Annotated in this window: 21 protein-coding genes; 8 read left to right on the top strand and 13 right to left on the bottom strand. The window is 70.2% G+C overall.

The features are described 5' to 3' along the window. Positions 1 to 117: 117 nt before the first annotated feature. From AAFO60_RS11670 to mshA, 3 genes are all read right to left on the bottom strand, one after another. On the bottom strand, positions 118 to 1,722 hold the full coding sequence (locus AAFO60_RS11670; protein WP_347956367.1) for an AMP-binding protein: 1,605 nt from the start codon (positions 1,720 to 1,722) through the stop codon (positions 118 to 120). A 121-nt stretch (positions 1,723 to 1,843) separates the two neighbouring features. Next, a complete protein-coding gene (locus AAFO60_RS11665; RefSeq protein WP_347956366.1) occupies positions 1,844 to 2,422 on the bottom strand; it encodes a YbjN domain-containing protein in 579 nt (192 codons plus the stop codon). Beyond that, on the bottom strand, positions 2,419 to 3,738 hold the full coding sequence (gene mshA / locus AAFO60_RS11660) for a D-inositol-3-phosphate glycosyltransferase (protein ID WP_347956365.1): 1,320 nt from the start codon (positions 3,736 to 3,738) through the stop codon (positions 2,419 to 2,421). Before mshA ends, AAFO60_RS11665 begins: the two co-directional genes overlap by 4 nt. A gap of 164 nt (positions 3,739 to 3,902) precedes the next feature. On the opposite strand from mshA, the gene AAFO60_RS11655 reads away from it, so the two are divergent. Genes AAFO60_RS11655 through AAFO60_RS11645 form a run of 3 tightly spaced genes read left to right on the top strand, consistent with a single transcriptional unit; the run spans position 3,903 to position 6,504 of the window. Continuing rightward, complete coding sequence (locus tag AAFO60_RS11655; RefSeq protein ID WP_347956364.1) at positions 3,903 to 4,802, top strand: metal ABC transporter solute-binding protein, Zn/Mn family; 900 nt, start codon at positions 3,903 to 3,905, stop codon at positions 4,800 to 4,802. Continuing rightward, a complete protein-coding gene (locus AAFO60_RS11650; RefSeq protein ID WP_347956363.1) occupies positions 4,799 to 5,647 on the top strand; it encodes a metal ABC transporter ATP-binding protein in 849 nt (282 codons plus the stop codon). Before AAFO60_RS11655 ends, AAFO60_RS11650 begins: the two co-directional genes overlap by 4 nt. Further along, entirely contained in the window at positions 5,644 to 6,504 is an 861-nt protein-coding gene (locus AAFO60_RS11645) for a metal ABC transporter permease (RefSeq protein ID WP_347956362.1), read from the top strand. Before AAFO60_RS11650 ends, AAFO60_RS11645 begins: the two co-directional genes overlap by 4 nt. A 529-nt stretch (positions 6,505 to 7,033) precedes the next feature. Here the strand turns inward: AAFO60_RS11645 and AAFO60_RS11640 are convergent. Next, positions 7,034 to 7,564 carry a DUF2599 domain-containing protein gene (locus AAFO60_RS11640; RefSeq protein ID WP_424307184.1) on the bottom strand — a complete coding sequence of 177 codons (531 nt, stop codon included), beginning with the start codon at positions 7,562 to 7,564 and terminating at the stop codon, positions 7,034 to 7,036. Then, a complete protein-coding gene (locus tag AAFO60_RS11635) occupies positions 7,531 to 9,084 on the bottom strand; it encodes a carboxylesterase/lipase family protein (RefSeq protein ID WP_347956360.1) in 1,554 nt (517 codons plus the stop codon). Before AAFO60_RS11635 ends, AAFO60_RS11640 begins: the two co-directional genes overlap by 34 nt. 182 nt (positions 9,085 to 9,266) lie before the next feature. Between AAFO60_RS11635 and AAFO60_RS11630 the strand changes: the two genes are divergently transcribed. Continuing rightward, complete coding sequence (locus tag AAFO60_RS11630; protein WP_347956359.1) at positions 9,267 to 10,013, top strand: LamB/YcsF family protein; 747 nt, start codon at positions 9,267 to 9,269, stop codon at positions 10,011 to 10,013. Then, positions 10,010 to 10,945, top strand: a complete 936-nt coding sequence (rarD, locus tag AAFO60_RS11625) for an EamA family transporter RarD (RefSeq protein ID WP_347956358.1) — start codon at positions 10,010 to 10,012, stop codon at positions 10,943 to 10,945. The genes AAFO60_RS11630 and rarD overlap by 4 nt, the downstream gene beginning before the upstream one ends. Here the strand turns inward: rarD and AAFO60_RS11620 are convergent. From AAFO60_RS11620 to AAFO60_RS11595, 6 genes are all read right to left on the bottom strand, one after another. Then, positions 10,905 to 12,344, bottom strand: a complete 1,440-nt coding sequence (locus AAFO60_RS11620) for a phosphatase PAP2 family protein (protein WP_347956357.1) — start codon at positions 12,342 to 12,344, stop codon at positions 10,905 to 10,907. The genes rarD and AAFO60_RS11620 overlap by 41 nt on opposite strands. Before the next feature lie 91 nt (positions 12,345 to 12,435). Next, entirely contained in the window at positions 12,436 to 13,392 is a 957-nt protein-coding gene (gene rlmB, locus AAFO60_RS11615; RefSeq protein ID WP_347956356.1) for a 23S rRNA (guanosine(2251)-2'-O)-methyltransferase RlmB, read from the bottom strand. Further along, positions 13,392 to 14,786: a cysteine--tRNA ligase gene (gene cysS, locus AAFO60_RS11610; RefSeq protein WP_347956355.1), complete on the bottom strand. Its 1,395-nt coding sequence runs from the start codon at positions 14,784 to 14,786 to the stop codon at positions 13,392 to 13,394. Before cysS ends, rlmB begins: the two co-directional genes overlap by 1 nt. A gap of 11 nt (positions 14,787 to 14,797) precedes the next feature. Then, complete coding sequence (gene ispF, locus AAFO60_RS11605) at positions 14,798 to 15,262, bottom strand: 2-C-methyl-D-erythritol 2,4-cyclodiphosphate synthase (RefSeq protein WP_347956354.1); 465 nt, start codon at positions 15,260 to 15,262, stop codon at positions 14,798 to 14,800. 1 nt (position 15,263) lies between these two features. Then, complete coding sequence (ispD, locus tag AAFO60_RS11600; protein WP_347956445.1) at positions 15,264 to 15,944, bottom strand: 2-C-methyl-D-erythritol 4-phosphate cytidylyltransferase; 681 nt, start codon at positions 15,942 to 15,944, stop codon at positions 15,264 to 15,266. Beyond that, the gene (locus tag AAFO60_RS11595; protein WP_347956353.1) at positions 15,941 to 16,429 is read right to left on the bottom strand and encodes a CarD family transcriptional regulator; all 489 of its coding nucleotides are present in this window, start codon (positions 16,427 to 16,429) and stop codon (positions 15,941 to 15,943) included. The genes ispD and AAFO60_RS11595 overlap by 4 nt, the downstream gene beginning before the upstream one ends. A gap of 280 nt (positions 16,430 to 16,709) precedes the next feature. Between AAFO60_RS11595 and AAFO60_RS11590 the strand changes: the two genes are divergently transcribed. After that, complete coding sequence (locus tag AAFO60_RS11590) at positions 16,710 to 17,408, top strand: copper-binding protein (protein WP_347956352.1); 699 nt, start codon at positions 16,710 to 16,712, stop codon at positions 17,406 to 17,408. A gap of 183 nt (positions 17,409 to 17,591) precedes the next feature. Further along, positions 17,592 to 18,974, top strand: coding sequence for a DNA repair protein RadA (radA, locus tag AAFO60_RS11585; protein WP_347956351.1), 1,383 nt, complete (start codon positions 17,592 to 17,594; stop codon positions 18,972 to 18,974). Between the two features lie 34 nt (positions 18,975 to 19,008). Here radA and AAFO60_RS11580 read toward each other — a convergent pair whose 3' ends face one another. Continuing rightward, positions 19,009 to 19,554 carry a PaaI family thioesterase gene (locus AAFO60_RS11580; RefSeq protein ID WP_347956350.1) on the bottom strand — a complete coding sequence of 182 codons (546 nt, stop codon included), beginning with the start codon at positions 19,552 to 19,554 and terminating at the stop codon, positions 19,009 to 19,011. Between the two features lie 35 nt (positions 19,555 to 19,589). Here AAFO60_RS11580 and disA point away from each other — a divergent pair, with 35 nt between their 5' ends. Then, entirely contained in the window at positions 19,590 to 20,672 is a 1,083-nt protein-coding gene (gene disA / locus AAFO60_RS11575; protein ID WP_424308450.1) for a DNA integrity scanning diadenylate cyclase DisA, read from the top strand. Between the two features lie 38 nt (positions 20,673 to 20,710). Here the strand turns inward: disA and AAFO60_RS11570 are convergent, their stop codons facing one another. Next, positions 20,711 to 21,463: a hypothetical protein gene (locus tag AAFO60_RS11570; RefSeq protein ID WP_347956348.1), complete on the bottom strand. Its 753-nt coding sequence runs from the start codon at positions 21,461 to 21,463 to the stop codon at positions 20,711 to 20,713. Between the last annotated feature and the right edge of the window lie 25 nt (positions 21,464 to 21,488).

Genomic DNA, 21,488 nt, shown 5'->3' with positions numbered 1-21,488 from the left:
ATTGCCGGCGGCGCGCGATGAGCGTCCTGCTCGCGTCTGCATCAGGTGGGCGATTCCCGGTGCTGCGGTCCGCCCGTCGAGTTCGGACTCGGGATCGCGTCCCTGATGCGCACCGTTCTACGCGCGCAGGTCCTTGCGCAGGATCTTGCCCGCCGCCGACTTCGGGACGGTCTCGATGAACTCGACCGCGCGCACCTTCTTGTAGGGCGCCACGCGTTCGGCGGTGAAGGCCATGACCTCCTCGGCCGTCAGCTGCGCGCCGTCGGCGAGCACCACGAAGGCCTTCGGGATCTCCTCGCCGTCGGCGTCGTTGACACCGATCACGGCGGCGTCGGCGATCTGCGGATGCGTCAGCAGCAACGCCTCCAGCTCGGCCGGCGGCACCTGGTAGCCCTTGTACTTGATGAGCTCCTTGAGGCGGTCGACGATGGTGACGCAGCCGCCGGCGTCGACGGTGGCCATGTCGCCGGTGCGCAGCCAGCCGCCGTCGACGATGGTCTCGGCGGTCGCCTCGTCGTTGTTGAGGTAGCCGACCATCACGTTGGGGCCGCGGACCCACAGCTCACCGGGTTCCGAGACGCCCTCGGCCGGGACGTCGACGTCGGCGCCGGTGGCCGGGTCGACGATCCGGTTCTCCGAGTTCGGCACCGCCCATCCCACCGACGACAGCGGGGCGTGTGCGCCGTGGGCGCCGACGCCGCCGTCGAACGGGATCAGGTGGCTCACCGGCGAGAGCTCGCTCATGCCGAAGCCCTGCAGCATGTGCAGGTTCAGGCGCTTGGCGACGGCCTGCCCCAGTTCCTCGTCGAGCGGCGCCGCACCCGAGAGCATGGTGTGCAGCGACGACAGGTCGTACTCGTCGATGATCGGATGCTTGGCCAGCGCGACGGCCACCGGCGGCGCGATGAAGGCGTAGGTGACCTTGTGCTTCTGGATGCCCTCGAGGAAGGCGACCAGGTCGAAGCGCGGCATCACGAACAGGGCGGCCCGCGCCTTGAGCGCCGCGTTGAGCAGGACGGTCATCCCGTAGATGTGGAAGAAGGGCAGCACCGCCAGGACGACGTCGTCGGACTTCATCCCCTGGAGCGGTTCCAGCTGTGCGACGTTCGCGACCAGGTTGCGGTGGCTGAGCATCACGCCCTTGGGGTTGCCGGTGGTTCCCGAGCTGTAGGGCAGGACGGCGATGTGGGTGGCCGGGTCGAAGCTCACCTCGGGCGCCGGGAGTCCGGCACCGAGCAGGTCGGCGGCGTTGGGATGACCGCTCGCGGCCTGTCCCTCACCGTCGAGGACGATGATCGCATCGTCGGCCAGGCCGACCTCGCGCGCCGCCTCCAGCGCTGCGGGCGCGAGCAGGGAGATCGTGATGATCAGCTGCGCCTTCGAGTCGACGAGCTGCTTGCGGATCTCCGGTGCGGTGAACAGCGCGTTGAGGGTGGTCGCGGTGGCGCCCGACCGCAGGATCCCGTGGAAGACCGTCGCGAAGGCGGGGATGTTCGGCGAGAGGACCGCGACCACGTCGCCGACCCCGATGCCGCGCGCCGCGAGCGCCCCGGCGGCCGCGTCGATCTGCCCGACCAGCTGCCGGTACGTGGTGACGGCGCCCGACGTCGAATCGATGAGGGCGGTCCGGTCCAGGTCGGATTCCGCAAGCGAACCGAACAGGTAGTCGTAGACGCTGACGTTCGGGATCTCGACGTCGGGGTACGGGGAGGAGAAGCTCATGGGTCGCCCTTCAAATCGGCACGCGAAGACTCATAAGACAACGATTGTTGTCATCGTTGTCGTGGGTCTCACCGTACCCGACGATCCGCGCAAGCCGCCCGCCGCGCACGGCTTTCCGGCGCTATGAGGGGCCGTCGCCGACCGACCACACCGGCTGCGCGTCCGGGTCGTCGAGGGGCGCGATCTCCGGCAGGTCGTCCTCGTCGATGAGATGCGCGAAGGCCTCGAGGTTGCGCATCGACTCCCCGCGCGACCGACGCCAGGCCCATTCGCGCTTGATCGAGGTGAGGAAGCCGATCTCGAGGATCTGGTTGAAGTCGCCGTCGGCGGCCTCCAGGACCTGCCCCAGGATCCGGTCCACCTCGGTGCGGGTCAGGGCATCCACCGAGATCCGACCGACGAGGTAGATGTCGCCGACGTTGTCGAGGGTGTACGCGATGCCGTAGAGGCGGCGGTTGCGCTTGAGCAGGTACTTGTAGACGGCCTCGAAGTTCTCGTCGGCGCGGCGGCAGACGAAGGCCTCCACGCGCACCCCGTGCGCACCCGCGGTCAGCAGCACGGTGGTCTTGAGCTTGCGTTCGCCGGGCAGTTCGACGATGAAGTGCTCCGATTTCGCCCCGCCGGACGACTTCCGGACGTATTCGATGCCGGTCTGCTCGAGCGCGGCCGTCAGCGCCTCGATCGTCTGTTCCGCGTTCACGCCATCACCCTCGTTCGATTCCGCCAGCGTCGTAAGCCGAACCGCGCCGGATCCGGCCGCACCCCGCCGTTGAAGGCGGCCATCGCCCGACCGTAGCTGTCGAGCAGCGCGTCGGTGGTGTGCTCCCAGGAGAACTGCTGGGCGTGGCGGGCCGCGGCACGACCCATCTCGGCCCGGCGCGTCGGGTCGGCCAGCAGTTCGCCGAGCCGCACGGTCCAGGAGTCGATGTCGTGCCCGTCGACGAGGACGCCGGTCCGACCGTCGGCGACGGCCACCCCGAGACCGCCGACGCGCGCGGCGATCACCGGCACCCCGCAGGCCTGCGCTTCGATCGCGACGAGGCCGAAGCTCTCCGAGTAGCTGGGCACCGCGACGAGGTCGGAGGCCCGGTACACGTGCACCAGCTCGGCCGGGGGCTGCGGCGGGAGGAAGTCGACGCGGTCGGCGATGCCGAGTTCGGCGGCGAGGTCGATCAGCGCCGAGGGCTGCGCCAGGCCGGTGCCCGACGGCCCGCCGACCACCATCACCCGCAGCCGGCCGGTGGTGTCGCGTTTGATCAGCGGGGCCATCGCGGCGACGAGGACGTCGGGCGCCTTGAGCGGCTGAATGCGTCCGACGAAGGTCACGAGCACGTCGTCGGGGTCGAGTCCCAGCCGGGCCCGCGCGGCGACGCGGTCGCCGGGCGAGTACCGGTCGAGGTCGGCGCCGGGGACCACCACGTCGATGCGCGATCGGTCGGCGCCGTACATCTGCGACAGTTCGGCGACCTCGGTGGTGGTGTTCGCGATGAGCCGGTCCGCCTCGTCGACCACCTGCTGCTCGCCGACCACGCGCACCATCGGTTCGGCGGCGTCGCCGACGGCGAGGGAGGCGTTCTTGACTGCGCCGAGCGTGTGCGCGGTGTGCACGAGCGGAACGCCCCAGCGGTCGCGCGCCAGCCAGCCCACTTGGCCCGACAGCCAGTAGTGCGAGTGGATGAGGTCGTAGTGGCCGGGTTCCTGGGCGGCTTCGGCGCGCAGGACGTTGGCCGAGAAGGCGCAGAGCTGACCGGGCAGATCACGCTTGTCGAGGCCGTCGAAAGGCCCGGCGACCACGTTGCGGACGGTGACTCCGGGGGCGGCGTCGACCACCGGCGCGTCGGCCGACGACGTTGCGCGAGTGAAGATCTCGACTTCGACGCCGCGTCGGGCCAGTCGGGTCGCGGTCTGCCAGACGTAGACGTTCATCCCGCCGGCGTCACCGGTTCCGGGCTGGGCCAGGGGGGAGGTGTGCACCGAGATCAGCGCGATGCGCCTCGGGGCTGGGCCGACGGTCATGCCCTCCAGAGTAATGAATCCGCGCGCGGGGAGGCGTCGTGAGGCCTGCGCCACCATCGTCGCCGCGACATATGCGCAGGCAGGCATCGCTTCGACAAGGCCCCGCTCCGGTAATACACTCTGCCGGTAACGATTTTCATTATCTATCGAAGGTGGACCTCCGCATGACGAACTCCGGGAGCGCGCGTCGCGTCCTGCTGGCCCTGATCGCGCTGTTGACCGCGATCGTCGCGACCGCGTGCAGCGGCTCCGACGGGCCCGCCGCGACCGACAAGCCGGTGGTCGTGACCTCCACCGACGTGTGGGCGGCGGTCGCGCGGGCGGTCGGCGGCGAGCACGCCGAGGTCACCGCGCTGTACTCCTCCCCCGACGGCGATCCGCACGAGTTCGAACCGTCGAGCGCCGACACCGCACGCGTGCACGACGCCAACCTGATCGTGATGAACGGCGGCCACTACGACGCGTTCATGGAGACCGCATCCGACGGCGCGCAGGGCCGCAAGGTGGTGGCCGACGACGTGCGCGCCGACAAGTCCCGCGGCAACGAGCACGTCTTCTACGACCTGGCCGCCGTCGCCGACACCGCGAACGCCATCGCGAACGACCTCGCCGAGATCGCCCCCGCCAACGCCGACTACTACCGGGCCCGGGCCGCCGAGTTCACCGGTCGGATCGACGGACTGCGCGCTACGCTCGCCGAGATGAAGAAGCAGCACGACGGCACCCCGGTCGCCTCCACCGAACCGCTCGCCGCAGCGATCCTGACCGACGCCGGCCTCGTCGAGATCGCCCCGCAGGGCTTCGTCGACGCCGTCGAGCACGGCCAGTCGCCGTCGGCCGCAGACCGCGCCGCGTTCGACGATCTGCTCACCCAGCGTCGCGCCAAGGCGCTCGTGTACAACACCCAGGCCGTCGACGCGGGCACCAAGGCGGTGCTCGACGTGGCGCGCCGCTCGGGGGTCCCGATCGTCGAGTTCACCGAGACCCTGCCCGCGGGCGTCACCGACTACATCGCCTGGCAGCGCGCCCAGATCGACGCCCTGTCGAAGGCCCTCGCCGCATGAGCGAATCCGATCCGGCGACCGACCCGGTCCTGAGTTTCCGCGACGCCGGCCTCCGGTTCGGCGATCGCGTCCTGTGGGAGGGGCTCGATCTCGACGTCGCGCCCGGCGAGTTCATCGCCGTCCTCGGCCCCAACGGGTCGGGCAAGACCTCGCTGATGCGCGCGATCCTCGGCCAGACCGAGCTGTCGGCCGGACACATCACCTCCCGCGGCAGCATCGGCTACGTGCCGCAGCAGCACGCCGAGGACTCCGACAGCATGATGCTGCGCGGACGCGACCTGGTCGGCTTCGGCGTCGACGGCGCCGCCTGGGGCATGGGGCTGCGCGGCATGGCGCGACGTCGGGCCGCCGTCTCCTCGGCGATCGCCCAGGTGGGGGCGAACGAGTTCGCCGGCCGCCCGCTCGGCCTGCTGTCGGGCGGTGAGCAGCAGCGGCTGCGGATCGCCCAGGCGCTGACCCGCGACCCGGCCGTCCTCCTGTGCGACGAGCCCTTGGCGAGCCTCGACCTGGCCAGCCAGCAGGTGGTCGTCGACCTGCTCGACACCCGCCGTCGGCGTGACGGGACCGCCGTCCTGTTCGTGACCCACGAACTCAATCCGGTCCTGCCCTTCGTCGACCGCGTGCTCTACCTGGCCGGCGGGTCGTTCCGCATCGGGCCGGTCGAGGAAGTGATGAACTCGCGCACCCTCACCGAGCTGTACGGCAGCCCGGTGGAGGTCCTCCGCATCGGCGGACGCCTCGTCGTCCTCGGCGGCGAGGACGATCACCACTGCCTCACCCATCACTACCCGGGCGACGCACTCGGCACCGACGCCGCGTTCGCGATCGCCGGGGACGACCTGTGAGCGCGACCCCGACGGTGCTGGCCGCCGACCTGGGTGATTTCTGGAACTTCTCGCAGACGGCGGATCTGCTCTCGCGCGGTTTCGTGCAGGAGTCGATGATCGCGATCGCCCTGCTCGGACTGATCGGCGGGCTGCTGGGGCCGATGATCGTCGCGCGCCAGATGAGCTTCGCCGTGCACGGTGCCGCCGAGCTTTCGTTCACCGGCGCTGCCGCCGCCCTGCTGGCCGGGGTCAGCGTGAACCTGGGCGGGGTGATCGGCGCGGTGCTCGCGGCTGCGGTCTTCGGGCTGCTCGGCAACCGCGCGCGCGAGCGCGACTCGGTGATCGGCGTCGTGATGGCCTTCGGCCTCGGCCTGGGTGTGCTGTTCCTGAGTCTCTACGGCCGCGTCGGCACCGGATTCGCGCTGCTCACCGGGCAGGTCGTCAGCGTCGGACGAGGCGGGCTGATCGCGGTGTCGATCACCGCCGCGGTCATCGTCGCCGTGTACGCCCTGATCTATCGGCCTCTGCTGTTCGCCAGCCTCGACCCGCGCGTCGCCGTCGCCTCCGGCGTCCCCGTGCGCGCGCTGTCGGTCGTGTTCGCGATCCTCGTCGGCCTCGCCGCCGCGCAGGGCGTGCAGATCATCGGCGCACTGCTGGTGATGAGCCTGCTCATCACCCCCGCGGCCGCCGCCGTCCGACTGTCGGCGAACCCGACGGTCGTGCTGGTCCTGTCGGTGCTCTTCGCCGAGATCTCCGCCGTCGGCGGCCTGATCGCCTCGCTGGCCCCCGAGCTTCCAGTGTCGGTGATGGTCACCACCATCTCGTTCGCGATCTACGTGCTCTGCCGCGTGTTCGGTCTGCGCGCGCGGGACTGACGCGCTCAGCCCGCGGCGACGCCGACGCGGCAATCAACGGTGCGCCTTTTGACCACCTGGTGGTCAAAAGGCGCACCGTTGATGCCTTCGGCGAGTCGACGTCGGGCGAGACGCCGCCTCACTCCCGAGTCCAGCCTCGCCCTCAGGGTCGTCGAGGCGTCTCAGTGGCGTCGGGCAGTCTGAGGGGCGTCGGGCCTTCTCAGGGTCGTCGGGCCTTCTCAGGGTCGTCGGGCCTTCTCAGGGTCGTCGGGCCTTCTCAGGGTCGTCGAGCTCGTCGAGACGGCTCCCTCCGCCGGCGTCGGCTGCCAGGGGGTGGACGTCTCGACGTCTCGATACGCTCGCTCACTTCGTTCGCGGGCTACTCGACAACCCTGATACTGAACAACCCTGCGACCGGACAACCCCGGTACTGGATGACCCTGGGACCGAACAACCCTGACATTGGACGACCCCGGTGCCGAACAACCCTGGTCTGTGCCGAACAGGCCTGGGACCGCGAACTACCGGGGTCGTCGGGCGAGGCGCCGCCCTACTCCTCCGGCGCGCCCGGATTGCACCGCGCCGCGATCATCTCCTCCGGCGAGACCACCGGACGGTCGGGCTCGATGTTCCAGGTCGGCTTGTTCGGCTGGACCAGCCGGGCGAACGTCCAGTGACAGTCGAACTGGGCTCTCATGCCCGGAGTGTCGGCGTCGGGGTCGAGGGCGAGGACCTCGCGCCAGGCCTCCGCGCCGGCCGTCGGCGACGACACCGTCCGACCGTTGGCTGTGGGCGCGATCTGCAGGCTCGGGCCGACAGCCGTCTGCACCCAGGTCGCCGAGGCGATATACGGCGGCGGCAGCACCGGTGTGGTCGACGTGCTCGTCGGCGACGGGTCGACGACGCTCGGCGCGGTGCTCGTCGTCGGCGCGGTGCTCGTCGTCGGCGCGACAGACGTCGTCCCGCCACCGCCTGCGGTATCGTCCGAGCACCCGGCCAGGACGAGCGCCGCCGCGACGACCGCGGCCGCCGCGGCGCCGCGCCGATTCACCCGCCGTTCCCCAGATGCACCCGGTCCCATGCCTCGCGGCGCGGGCCGTCCGGGTCGAGTTCCACGCGCGGCGGATCGTCGAGGATCATCACCCGCCGATCGTCGGCGGTGTACTGCGGCCAGTCGGGGGCGGGAACGCCCGTGCGGGCGAACCACGTCCACCGCGACTGCATGGTCGCGGTGATCCGCTTGGTCGATCCCCAACTGCCCACCGCCGCCAGACCGACGCCGATCGGATCGCGGTAGGTGCCGAACACCGCGAGCAGTTCGGTGGCGTGAGTGGCCCCGATTCCGCTGAGCTCCAACAACTTCGGCGCGTAGTCATAGCGGTAGACATACGTGGGCGCGTGGGCGCTGTGATAGCCCGCGAAGCGGATGGTCGGCGTCCAGAAGGTCGCATCGGCGGCGATCAACACCGCGCGACGATGGTCCGGGTACAGGTTCTCCAGGTCTTCGACGTCGGCGGAGGTGCCGAGCCCGACGAGGGCCTGCTCGTTGTCGGGCAGGATGTCCCAGAACCGGGCGAACAGTTCGCCCTCGTCCTTGTTGTTGCCGACGATCGTCGGCACCGCATGGGTCCTGCCGTCGCGCGCCGCATCGGTGGGGTGCTGCGGCAGGTAGTCGCCGTCGATCACCGGCGCGAACGGCACCGAGTCGGTCAGGCGCGCACCGCGGCTGAACCCGAGCAGGCGGTTGCCCGCCTTCAACAGCTCCATCGACGAGGCGTGGTCGACGATGCGGATCACCTCTTCGGGATCCAGCGGCGGCTCGTCGCGCTCGGCGCCCTTGCGCCGGGTGGGGTCCTTCAACAGACGGACGAACTCGTCGGCGTAGATGCGGGCGTTGTCCTTGGACACGATCAGGTCGGGCGCCGGGCTCTGCGAGATGGCCCGCGAGAACGTCCCGGCCGCCGACGGCGTCGACAACAGGGTCAGCACGGCCGAGCCGCCCGCGCTCTCCCCGAACACCGTGACTCGATCCGGGTCGCCGCCGAACGCCTCGATGTTGCGCTGCACCCATTCCAGACCGGCGACCATGTCGCGCAGGCCGGCGTTGGAATCGAAGGTCCGCTCGTCGGTCGAGTAGTCGCTCAGGTCCAGGAAGCCGAACGGCCCGAATCGGTAGTTGACGGTCACCACGATCACGTCGCGCGCCCGCGCCAGGTAGGAGCCGTCGTAGATCGGCGTCGACGACCCGCCGAGGATGTAGGCGCCGCCGTAATTGAACACCATCACCGGACGCGGTGTCACCGACACCGACGACGGCGAGAACACGTTGAGCGTCAGGCAGTCCTCGCTGCGGGGCTGGAACTTGCCCGCCCCGCGCGCGGTGAACAGCTTGTCCTGGATCGGCGCGGGCCCGTAGTCGTGGCATTCGCGAATCCCCGGCCACGGAGTCAGCGGACGCGGCGCGCGCCACCGGAACTGTCCGGTGGGCGCGTCCGCGAACGGAATCCCCCGCCACGAGATGGTGCCGCGACGCCCACCCTTACCGCGCTTCCCGTCGACCGCGCCGTCGCGGGTCTGCACCACCGTGTCCATTTCTGCCATGGGATCGACCCTAGAGGATCGAATCGGCGATGCAGTGCCCGCCGGCGCGTGACACGGCTTCGGACGAACTTCCCCGATGAACGGACACACGCCCGCCACCGACGGTGGCGACCCTCACCGGGGAAGTTCATCCGACACCGCGGCGAGACTCCCCGAAACCGGCCCCGACTACCATCGATGGCGTGGCTGTCTCCGCGCACAGAATCGACCTGAACGCCGACCTCGGGGAGGGCGTCGGCGACGACGACGCCATGCTCACGCTGGTGACCAGCGCGAACGTCTCGTGCGGCTTCCATGCGGGCACCCCGCGCGAACTGCTCGACACCTGCCGAGGTGCAGTCGCCTCCGGCGTGCGGATCGGCGCGCAGGTCTCCTACCCCGACCTGGCCGGCTTCGGGCGCCGCTTCATGGATCTGGCCGCCGCCGAACTGACCGCCGACATCCTGTACCAGATCGGCGCACTTCGCTCGCTGGCCCAATCGGTCGGCGGCACCGTCGACTACGTCAAACCGCACGGCGCGCTCTACAACGCGATCGTCCACCACGAGATCCAGGCCGCGGCGGTCGTCGACGCCGCGGGCACCGCCGGACTGCCGCTCATGTGCCTGCCCGGCTCGGCCGTCGAACGCCTCGCGCTCGACCAGGGCCTGCAGGTGATCCGCGAGGCCTTCGCCGACCGCGGCTACACGCCCGAGGGGACGCTCGTCCCGCGCTCGGAACCGGGCGCCCTGCTCACCGACCCCGACGAGGTCACCGCCCGGGTGGTCTCACTCGTGGCGTCCGGTCGTCTCACCGCGGTCGACGGCACCGTGATCGACGTGGCCGCCGACTCGGTGTGCCTGCACGGCGACACCCCCGGCGCCGTCGAGCACGCCCGTCGGGTGCGAGCCGCACTGGCCGACGCCGGCGTCGACGTGCGCGCCCGGTGACCGCCCCCGACCGGCCCGCTGCGAACACACCCGAGACCACCCGCGGCGTCCTGGCCGGGTTCGCCGCCTACGGCGCCTGGGGGCTGTTCCCCCTCCTGTTCGCGGCGATGGTCCCCGCCGGGCCGTGGGAGATCCTCGCGCACCGCATCGTCTGGACCATGCTGCTGTGCGCGGTCGCGCTGACCGTGATGCGCGACTGGTCGTGGACCCGGTCGCTGCGCCACCATCCGCGACTGCTCGCCGGGGTCACCGCCGCCGCCTTCCTGATCGCCACCAACTGGGTCGTGTACGTCGCCGCAGTCACCTCCGGACACACCAGCGACGCCGCACTCGGCTACTTCCTCAACCCGCTCGCGACCGTCGCGCTGGGCGTGGTCATCCTCCGCGAACGGCTGCGACCGCTGCAGTGGGCGGCCGTCGCGGTCGGGGTGGTCGCCGGGGCCTACCTCGCGTTCGCGGCGGGCACCTTCCCGACGACGGCGCTGGTGCTGGCGACGTCGTTCGCCCTGTACGGCCTGGTGAAGAAGAAGGTCGGCGACACGTTGCCCGCGTTGCACGGACTGACCCTGGAGACGGCGATCCTGTCGCCGGCCGCCGCCGTGATCCTGGTCGTCGTCGCCCTGTCCCCGGCCGGCGCGACCTTCGGCGACGGCGCCTGGCACACCGGTCTGCTGGTCTTCTCCGGCGCCGCCACCGCCGTACCGCTGCTGCTGTTCGCGGCCGCCGCTCGGCGGATCCCGCTGGTGACGATCGGCCTGATCCAGTTCATCACCCCGATCATGCAGCTGCTGTGCGCGGTGCTGCTCCTGGGCGAGCACCTGCCGCGCGAACGCTGGATCGGCTTCGGAATCGTCTGGGTGGCGCTGATCCTGCTCGCGTCCGACAGCCTGCTCAGAGCCTGGTCGAGGCATCCTTCTTCGCGGCTCGGGTGAGCGCCGCGGCGCCCGCCCAGGCCCGGGCCGAACCGGCCAGCGCTCGCGCCGCCACCGCGTCGGCGGGACCGCGCAGCGGCGGCGCGGTCACGTCGACGGGGACTTCGACGGTCTCGGGGTACAGCTCGATGGTCAAGAACGCCGCCACCACGACGAGCACCAGCACGATCAGCGACAGTCCGCCGACGAAGCCGCTGCCCGCCAGCTCGACCGCCAGGTAGCGCGTCGAGGCCAGCAGTGCGGTGAAGGCGACCGTCCCGAAGGCGATCACGGCGACGCGGTGCCGCGTCCACCCGAGTTCCGGACGGGTGAGTGCCGCTTCGACGGTGAGGGTGAACACCACGCCCGCCAGCACGTCGACCGCATAGTGGAAGCCGAAGCCGAGGGTCGCGCCGGTGGTGAGCACCAGCCAGACGACGCCGAAGACCTTCGACGCCGGCGAGCCTCGCCAGCCGTGCAGCAGGATGCACATGGCCCAGGCCGTGTGCAGGCTCGGCATGCAGTTGCGCGGGACGATCGAGTCGAAGGGCAGCGCCGACGGGTCGCCGATCACCGGCAGGTGCAGCGGCCACACCGCCTGCCAGCCGGCTCCGGGAAGTTCGTCGCCGAACGCGAAGACCGGCCCGACCACCGGGAACAGGAAGTAGACGACGGGGCCCACCATGCCGATCAACAGGAAGGTGCGAACGATGTGGTGGCGCGGGAAGCCGTCTCGCGCACTGTTGCGCAGTTGGAAGAAGGCGATCACCGCGGCCGCCACCGGCAGGTAGACGTAGACCTTCATCAGGATCTCGGTCAGCCACGGATGCTGCGCGACCACCGAGCCCACCGCCCACGACGGGCTGCCGAGCGCCCGGTCGGCCAGTTCGACGTACTCGTCGAGGACGCTCGTGTTGGCGCGGCTGGAGAGCACCAGCCACACGTCGCCGACGCGTCCCATCACGATCAGCAGCAGACCGAGACCGACCGCCTTCAGCGTCGCAGCGCGTTCGACGCCGTGCATACGCCATCCGGCCAGCACCGCGGTGCCGAGGAGGACGAACAGGATGCCGTTGCCGACCGTTCCCGGGTTGCCGACCGTCCAACGCTGCGCGTTCCACAGCAGCTCGAGGCCGACCGTCGACGCCAGGACCGGCACCCGCAGCCGCGCGGGCATGCACACCAACGCCAGCAGCATGCCCGCCATCTTGAGCTCGCCGATCCCCGGCCGACCGACCAGGTCGGTCGCCAGCAGCCCGACCGGTCCGCGGATGTGGTTGAACCGCGCGATCGCCTCGATCACCAGGACGAAGGCGATCAGCAGTGCGACGACGACCGTCCACGTCCTGCCGGTGAACTCCAGGCGCCGCCCGGAACGCAGCTGCTCACCCCACGTCCGTAGCACACTCTGAGCCGCCATTCGTTACACATTAGTGAACGCATAGCGAACTCTCAGAATCGTGAGCCTGATCGTTATCGATCCGCACCCACGACCGTGCCCCCGGCCGCGACTACGCCATGCGACGCTGCCGCGCGAACTCCGAGAGGACCACGCCCGCGGCGACCGACGCGTTCAGGCTCTCCACCTCGCTCGCGATCGGGATCGACAGGATCGAGTCGCAGTTCTCGCGCACCAGGCGCGACAACCCCTTGCCTTCGGAACCGACGACGATCACCGTGGGGCCGGTGCCGTCGTAGTCGTCGAGGCTGACGTCGCCGCCGGCGTCCAGGCCGACGATCTGCGCGCCCTTCTTGGCCCAGTCCAGCAGGGTGCGGTTGAGGTTGGGGGTGGTCGCGACGGGCAGCCGTGCGGCCGCACCGGCACTGGTGCGCCACGCGACGGCCGTCATGCCCGCGCTGCGTCGCTGCGGGATCACCACGCCGTGCCCGCCGAACGCGGCGACGCTGCGGATCACCGCACCGAGGTTGCGCGGGTCGGTGATGTTGTCCAGCGCCACCAGCAGCGGTGCCTGCGCACTCGCCTGGGCGTCGGCCATCAGGTCGTCGGGATGGGCGTACCGGTACTCCGGCACCTGCAGCGCCAGCCCCTGGTGCATGCCGTTGGCGACCATCCGGTCCAGTTCCGGCTTGCCGACCTCCAGGATGGAGATGCCGCGGTCGCCTGCGGTGTGCACCGCCTCCTTGACGCGTTCGTCGGCGTCGATCGTGGTCATCACGTAGAGCGCCGTGGCGGGCACCTCGGCGCGCAGGCATTCCACGACCGGGTTGCGGCCGACGACGTACTCGGGACCGCCGTCTTCGGACTTGCGGTGCTGGCGTCGGGTGTTCGACGCCTTCGCCGCGGCCTTGGCCTTCTTGTGCGCGGGGTGGTACTCGCGGTCGACGGCCTTCGGCGTGGCGCCGCGCCCCTCCAGACCGCGCCGTCGCTGCCCGCCGGAGCCGACGGTCTGCCCCTTCTTGCTGCCGGATTTGCGGATCGCGCCGCGACGCTGGGAGTTCCCCGCCATCAGTGTTCCTTCGATTTGAGCGCCCAGGAGGCGCCGTCTGGAGTGTCGGTGACTTCGATGCCGGCTGCGGCGAGCCGATCGCGGACCTCGTCGGCGACGGTCCAGTCCTTCGCGGCGCGCGCCTGCGCCCGCCGCTCCAATTCTGCCTTGATGAGCACGTCGAGCGCAGCGTGCGCGGTGTCATCGTCGTCTTCGGCCGCCCAGTGCGGATCGAGCGGGTCGGTGCCGAGCACCCCGGTCATGGCGCGCACCTGCGCGGCGATCGCCCGGGCCCGCTCGCCGTCGCCGGCCTCCAGCGCGGTGTTTCCTTCGCGAACCGCGTTGTGGACGGCAGCCAGGCCCGCGGGCACGCCGAGGTCGTCGTCGAGGGCCGCGGCGAAGTCGTCGGTCACCTCACCGACCGGGACCTCCCCGACCCGTTCGACGACGCGGTGGACGAACGACTCGATGCGCCGATAGCCCGCGGCCGCCTCGGTGAGCGCGCCGTCGGAGTACTCGAGCATCGAGCGGTAGTGGGCGCTGCCGAGGTAGTACCGCAGTTCCACCGGCCGCACCTTCTCGAGCATCGCCGGAATCGCGACGACGTTGCCGAGCGACTTGCTCATCTTCTCGCCGCTCATCGTGACCCAGCCGTTGTGCAGCCAGTACTGGGCGAAGCCGTCGCCTGCACCGTGGCTCTGGGCGATCTCGTTCTCATGGTGCGGGAAGATCAGATCCATTCCACCGCAATGGATGTCGAACTCGGCACCGAGGAGCGACGTGGACATCGCGGAGCATTCCAGGTGCCAGCCGGGCCGACCCTCGCCCCACGGCGTGGGCCACGACGGCTCCCCCGGCTTGGCGGCCTTCCAGAGGGTGAAGTCACGCGGATCGCGTTTGCCGGTGCCCGCGCTCTCGCCCTGGTGGACGTCTTCGAGCCTGTGGCCGGACAGACTGCCGTACTCGGGCAGGCTGCGGACGTCGAAGTAGACGTTGCCGTCGGCGGTGTAGGCGTGGCCGCGGTCGATGAGGCGCTGCATGTACTCGACCATCTGGGTGACGAATCCGGTGGCGCGCGGTTCGGCCGACGGCGGCAGGACGCCGAGCGCGTCGTAGGCGCGGGTGAACTCGCGTTCGTGGGTGGCCGCCCACTCCCACCAGGGTCGGCCGGCGTCGGCGGCCTTGCGGAGGATCTTGTCGTCGATGTCGGTGACATTGCGAACGAACAACACGTCGAGGCCGCGGTAGGCGAGCCAGCGGCGGAGCACGTCGAAGGCGATGCCGCTGCGGACGTGCCCGATGTGCGGAACGCCCTGGACCGTGGCCCCGCACAGGTACACCGATGCCGTTCCGGGTCGAAGGGGAACGAAGTCGCGAACCTCGCGGGTGGCCGAGTCGTACAGGCGTAGAGTCACGGCCTGCAATTCTACTTGAGCGCCAGCAGCGCCGTCGCCACCGCCGCGATCCCCTCACCGCGACCGGTCAGTCCGAGGCCGTCGCTGGTGGTGCCGGACACCGAGACCGGTGCGCCGAGCAGGTCGGAGAGCACCTGCTGCGCCTGCGCGCGACGCGGACCGATGCGCGGGCGGTTCCCGATGACCTGCACCGCCGCGTTGACCGGGACCAGGCCCTCCCGCTCGACGAGCTCGCGGACGTGGGCCAGCATCCGGGCGCCGGTGACGCCCTCCCACTCGGGACGGCCGACGCCGAACACCGCGCCGACGTCGCCCAGCCCGGCAGCCGACAGCAGCGCATCGCACAGGGCGTGGACGCCGACGTCGCCGTCGGAGTGTCCCGAACAGCCGTCGGCGTCGTCGAAGAGCAGGCCGACCATCCAGCAGGCGCGCCCGGGTTCGATCGGGTGGACGTCGGTGCCGATCCCGACTCGCATGTCAGCTCCTGTCACTTCTGCCGCTCCGCTGCTCGGCGATCAGCCGGGCCAGCGCGAGGTCGAAGGGCGTGGTCACTTTGAATGCCATGGCGTCTCCGGGCACCACGTGCACCGGCACCCCCATCTGCTCCACCAGCCCGGCGTCGTCGGTGGCGTCGCCGCCCCCGCGATGCGCGCTGTGGAGCAGATCCGCGGTGAAGCCCTGGGGCGTCTGGACCGCACGCAGTTCGCCGCGGTCCGGGGTGCCCAGGACGATGCCGTCGGCGTCGACGCGCTTGAGCGTGTCGGCCACCGGAACCCCCGGAACGACGGCGCGCGCCCCACCGCGAAGCGCCGCCACCACGGTGGCGAACAACTCCGGCGGTGTGAGCGCGCGTGCTGCGTCATGAACGAGGATCAACTCGGCGTCGGCCGCGGCCGCCAGGCCCGCCCGCACCGAATCGCTCCGCTGCGTTCCGCCTCGGACGACGATCGCGTCCGGGACGAGGGCCGCCGCCCGTTCGATCAGTTCGGCCGGTGCCGCGACCACGATCTGGTCGACCACACCCGACCGACGGGCCGCTGCCGCACTGAGCTCCAGCAGCGTGACCCCGCCGATCTCGACGAACGCCTTGGGGATCGCCTCACCGAGGCGCGTGCCCATTCCCGCGGCTGGGATCAGCGCGGCGACCCGACCGTTCAGGATGCCGTGGCCAGGATCTCGTCGAGCATGCTGTCGGCCTTCTCGTCGTCGGTGTGCTGGGCCAGCGACAACTCGTCCACCAGCACGCGACGCGCGCGGGTCAGCATGCGCTTCTCGCCGGCCGACAGTCCGCGGTCCTGCTCGCGCCGCCACAGGTCGCGGACGATCTCGGCGACCTTGATGATGTCGCCGGAGATGAGCTTCTCCTGGTTCGCCTTGAACCGACGCGCCCAGTTCGTGGGCTCTTCGGTGTGCGGTGCCCGAAGCACCTGGAAGACCTCGTCGAGGCCCTCCTCGCCGACCACGTCGCGTACACCCACGTAGTCGAGCTTGCTGGACGGAATCTGGACCGTCATGTCACCGTCGGCAACCTTCAGGACCAGGTACTCGACCTCTTCACCCTTGATGGTCCGGACGACGATGTCTTCGACTCGAGCAGCACCGTGATGGGGATAAACAACGGTGTCGCCAACTTTGAAATTCAATGTCCACTGCCCCTTTCGAATGTAACAAGTCTAACACGCGCCGCGCTTCGACCTCCGCCAACGGTGCAGGTCAACCTATGCGCAGGCAGGTCGACGGCGGTATTGGCCCCCTTTCGGCCCGGTCGCGGAAGCGGCATTGTCCCACTGGTTCGACGGCCGCGACGCTAAGCTCATCGAGGCAATCTGGCGACCCGGGGGAACAAATCCGGGGCCCGCCCACTACGCTGCGTAGTGAGAGTTCGCATCACCGGCGGACAACGCGACGACCACCCCGGAGGAAATGGTGTCAGTGCTCAATCGGTCCACCCGCCGTCTGGCTTCAGCCGCTGCCGTCGGTGCGCTCGGCATCGCCATCGCGCTGGGCACCACGGCCTGCAGCTCGGGCAAGATCTCCCAGACCGCCAACCAGGAACCGGCGATCAACGGCGCCAACGGCACCATCACGCTCACGCCGTCGGACTACAACGGCGAGAAGATGACGAACGGGTCGATCGCGATCCGCAACGTCCACGTGCTGTACCCGGTCGACAAGGCCGCACAGATCTTCGGCGACGGCGGTCCGTTCAAGCTGGCCTTCCTCATCTCGAACGACAGCCCGACGCGCATCGTCAAGCTCGACAGCATCACCGCCAAGACCGGCACGGTCAAGATGACGCCGCCGCCCGCCGCCGGCGGCGAGGATCCGACTCGGATCCACCCGACCAAGGCGATCCTGGCCGGCGACTCGGTCCTGTCGAACACCGACACCGATGGCGACAACCAGCCCGGCAACAGCAAGTTCAGCGTCGAGCTGACCAACACCGGCGACACCGTCGCCGCCGGCCTGACGACCCCGCTGACCTTCAGCTTCACCGTCTACGACCTGTCGGGCAAGGAGGTCGAGAAGGTCTCGACGACCATCACCACGCCGGTCGACGGCGGCCCCGACATGGACCGTCAGGACATCGTTCGTGACGTGCAGGGCGGCGCCGGACACTGATCCGACCCTTCACCAGCGGTGTCCCGGTCGTTCAGACCGGGGCACCGCTGTCTTGTTCGATGGACTGCTGACGCCAAACGTCCCCCTCACGGCGTCTGCCGGACGCATTGTCCGGCAGACGCCGTGAGGGGGACGTTTGCGTCGGTGGATCTGGATGTCAGAGCCTGCGCCTACTGTGAACGCGTGGCTAAGGCGAAAGCGATCTTCCGGTGTTCGGCGTGCGGTTACCAGGTGCCCAAGTGGTTGGGCCGGTGCCCCGACTGCGGCGAGTGGGGAACCATCGCCGAATCGGCCGCCGCCGCTGCCCGTTCCGGCACCGCCTCGGTGGCCCCCTCGAGTCCGGCTCGCCGAATCACCGACATCGCCTCCGACTCCGCGAACGCCTGCCCCACCGGGATCGCCGAGTTCGACCGCGTCCTCGGCCGCGGCGTGGTCCCTGGATCGGTCATCCTGTTGGCGGGCGAACCCGGCGTCGGCAAGTCGACGCTGCTGCTCGAGACGGTGAAGCACTGGGCGGCGCAGGGCAAGACCGCACTGTATGTGACGGGCGAGGAGTCGGCCGGGCAGGTGCGGCTGCGCGCCGAGCGGACCGATGCGGTCCACGAGAACATCTACCTGGCCGCCGAGACCGACTTGGCGACGGTCCTGGGCCACGTCGACGAGGTCGCCCCGACCCTGCTGATCGTCGACTCGGTACAGACCATGGTCGCCACCGGGACCGACGGCGTCACCGGCGGCGTCACCCAGATCCGCGCGGTCACCACCGCTCTCGTCTCACTGGCCAAGACCTCGGGCATCGCGGTGATCCTGGTCGGGCACGTGACCAAGGACGGCAATGTCGCGGGCCCCCGCTCCCTCGAGCATCTGGTCGACGTCGTCCTGGCCTTCGAGGGCGACCGACACTCGTCCCTGCGCATGGTCCGCGGCATCAAGAACCGCTTCGGCCCGTCCGACGAGGTCGGCTGCTTCGAACAGCGCTCCGACGGCATCCATCAGGTCAGCGACCCGTCCGGAATCTTCGTCCACCAGCACGAGTCGGACGTGCCCGGCAGTGCGGCGCTGGTCGCGATGGACGGGCGGCGCGCGATGGTCGGACAGATCCAGGCCCTCCTCAACGACACCCAGATGAGCTCTCCGCGGCGCGCGGTATCCGGCCTCGACTCGGCGCGAGTGGCGATGATGCTCGCGGTGGCCGAGAAGCACGCGGGGATCAAGGCCAGCAGCAAGGAGGTCTACGCCTCCACCGTCGGCGGGATGAAGGTCACCGAACCCGCGGCCGATCTGGCGATCTTCCTGGCCCTGTACTCCTCGCACCGCGACGTCGCCGTGCCGTCGTCGACCGTGGCGATCGGCGAGGTGGGGCTGGCCGGCGAGGTGCGGCGCGTGCCGTCGGTGGCGCGCCGGGTCGCGGAGGCCAAGCGGCTCGGCTTCCAGCACGCCATCATTCCGGCGGGGAGCCAGGACGAGGAGATGCCGAGAGGCATCCGAATCACCCGGGTCAGCAATCTGCTCGAAGCCCACTCCGCGGCCACCGCACGCCTCGGTCTCGTCGACGCACCGTTCTGACCGCCGAACCGCACCGCTGCCGCTCAGGCGGGCCCTAGGCGCGGGCGCGGATCGACTGGTCCGCCCCGCTCACCGCCTTGTCCAGATAGTCGGCGAAATGCTGTTCGACATCGATGGTGATGAACAGCGCGTGCGCCGCGGCGACCGGACGCTCCGGATCGCCGAGATGGGCGACGGCGCGGGTGTAGACCTTGCGCCGGACGCCGCCGAGCACCTCCCCGGTGAAGTGCAGGGTGCTGCCCAGCGGGATCGGCGCGGCGAAGTCGATCTCCAGATGGCCGGTGACGACGGCCTTCCCTGCCATCAGCGGCGAGGTGCCCATCACCTCGTCGAACGCCGCGGAGAGCACGCCGCCGTGGATCACGCCGGGGCCGCCCTGCATCCAGTCGACGACGTCCAGGCTCGCATTCACGGTCACTCCCTCACCGGCGATCACCGCCAGGCGCAGGCCGACCGGAGCGTCGGGGCCGCAGCCGAAGCAGGTGTTGTGGTGGAGTGCGATCCGCTGTCCCACCGGGGTCGCCTTCGGGTGACGGCCGAGCGGCTGAGAGTCAGCGGGCAGCACGAATGACGTCTTCACGTACAGCTACGCTAGTCCAGGTGAACGATTCCCTGATGCCCGAGCCCAGCCGCAGTGAGCAGATCCGTTCGGCACTGCGCCGGGTGGCACCCGGCACCGGGCTCCGCGACGGCCTGGAGCGGATCCTCCGAGGCGGAACCGGCGCCCTGATCGTTCTCGGTTACGATGACGAGACCGAGCGTCTCTGCGACGGCGGCTTCCATCTCGACGTCGAGTTTGCGCCCACCCGGCTGCGCGAGCTCGCCAAGATGGACGGAGCCGTGGTCCTGTCCGCGGACGGCAAACGGATCGTGCGCGCCAACGTCCAGCTGGTTCCCGACCCGTCGATCCCCACCGAGGAGTCGGGCACCCGGCATCGGGCGGCCGAGCGCACGGCCATCCAGACCGGGGTGCCGACCATCTCGGTGAGCTCGTCCATGTCGATCGTCAGCGTGTACGTGGCCGGGCAGCGGCGCGTGGTGGAGAACCCCGACGCGATCCTCTCGCGCGCCAACGTCGCACTGGCGACGCTGGAGCGCTACAAGTCGCGGCTCGACGAGGTCAGCAGCCAGCTCTCACGCGCGGAGATCGAGGACTACGTCCTGCTGCGCGATGCGATGAGCGCCGCGCAGCGCATGGAGATGGTCCGACGCGTGTCGGTCGAGATCGAGGAGTACGTCCTGGAGCTGGGCGTGAACGGCCGCCAGGTGTCGCTGCAGTTGGAGGAGCTGATCAGCGACAGCGACACCATGCGCGAGCTGCTGGTCCGCGACTATCACGCGAGTCCGGAGCCGGCCAGCACCGAGCAGGTGCGGCAGATCCTCGAAGCCGTCGAATCCCTGTCCGACGCCGACCTGCTGGATCTGACGATGGTCGCGGGGGCCTTCGGCTACCCCACCTCGCTCGAGGCGCAGGACACCGCGATGAGCCCCCGCGGATACCGGCTGCTGGCGCGCATCTCCCGCCTGCAGTTCGGTCACATCGACCGGCTGGTCAGACACTTCGGCACGCTCCAGTCGCTGCTGGCGAGCAGCGCCGCCGACCTGCAGGCCGTGGAGGGCATCGGCAGCATCTGGGCCCGACACATCCGCGAAGGACTGTCCCGGCTGGCCGAGAGCAGCATCGAACGCTTCGACTGACCGCTCCCGCCGAACTGACCGCTGCCGCCGCCCGACCGCTACTGCTGGGACGGCGCCTGGGCCGGGGCGACCACGTTGAAGGTGATGGGCGCCGATTCACGCTCGCCGAGCTTCCCGGTGGCCTGGTAGGCGCCGGCCGCGATCTGCACGCGCTTGGCCTTGCATCCCGGGCTGCTGGTGGTCCCCGACCAGGTGATGGTGTCGGTGGTCTGCTGACCCGGCTGCAGCGCCTGCACGTTGACGGCCTTGTCGGGCGCGCAGTCCTGCGCCGACCACAGCGTCCGGCTGCCGTCGAGGGTGCGGACGATGACGTTCTGCGCCGCCTTGCCGACATCGCGCGAGCACGCGGCCAGACCGCCGTTGGTGGTGACGATGGTGAACACCGGCTGATCGCCGATGGTGTAGGTCGGCTTGTCGGTGTAGAGCACGACCGACAGGCTCTGGTCCGAGCAGGGCGCGACGCCGGGCAGAGCCGGTGCGGGTTCGCTCGCCGACGTCGGCTCGGGAGTGCGGGCGGGGCTCGGGTCGCCGCCTGCGCCGTGATCGCCGCCGCCGCTGGGCGCCTCGCTGGTCGCCGGCGCACTGGGCGTCGTCGACGGTGCGGGCGGCACGGCGGCCGCGGCCGACGACTTGGCGGCGGCGTTCTCCGAGTTCGGGGCACTGCCCGCCCCGCTGCCCATCCAGATGATCAGAACGATGATCGCAATGACCGCCACAGCGGCACCCAACCCGGCGACCAGACGTCGCCGCCAGTACACCTCGGGTGGCAGGGGGCCCTGTGGTTCAATCACACCCTCCACGGTAACGTCGGAGCCC

It is taken from the genome of Gordonia aichiensis (genome assembly GCF_039946255.1).
GTDB classification, from domain to species: Bacteria; Actinomycetota; Actinomycetes; order Mycobacteriales; family Mycobacteriaceae; genus Gordonia; species Gordonia aichiensis_A.
This window is presented reverse-complemented; position numbering and strand designations above follow the sequence as displayed.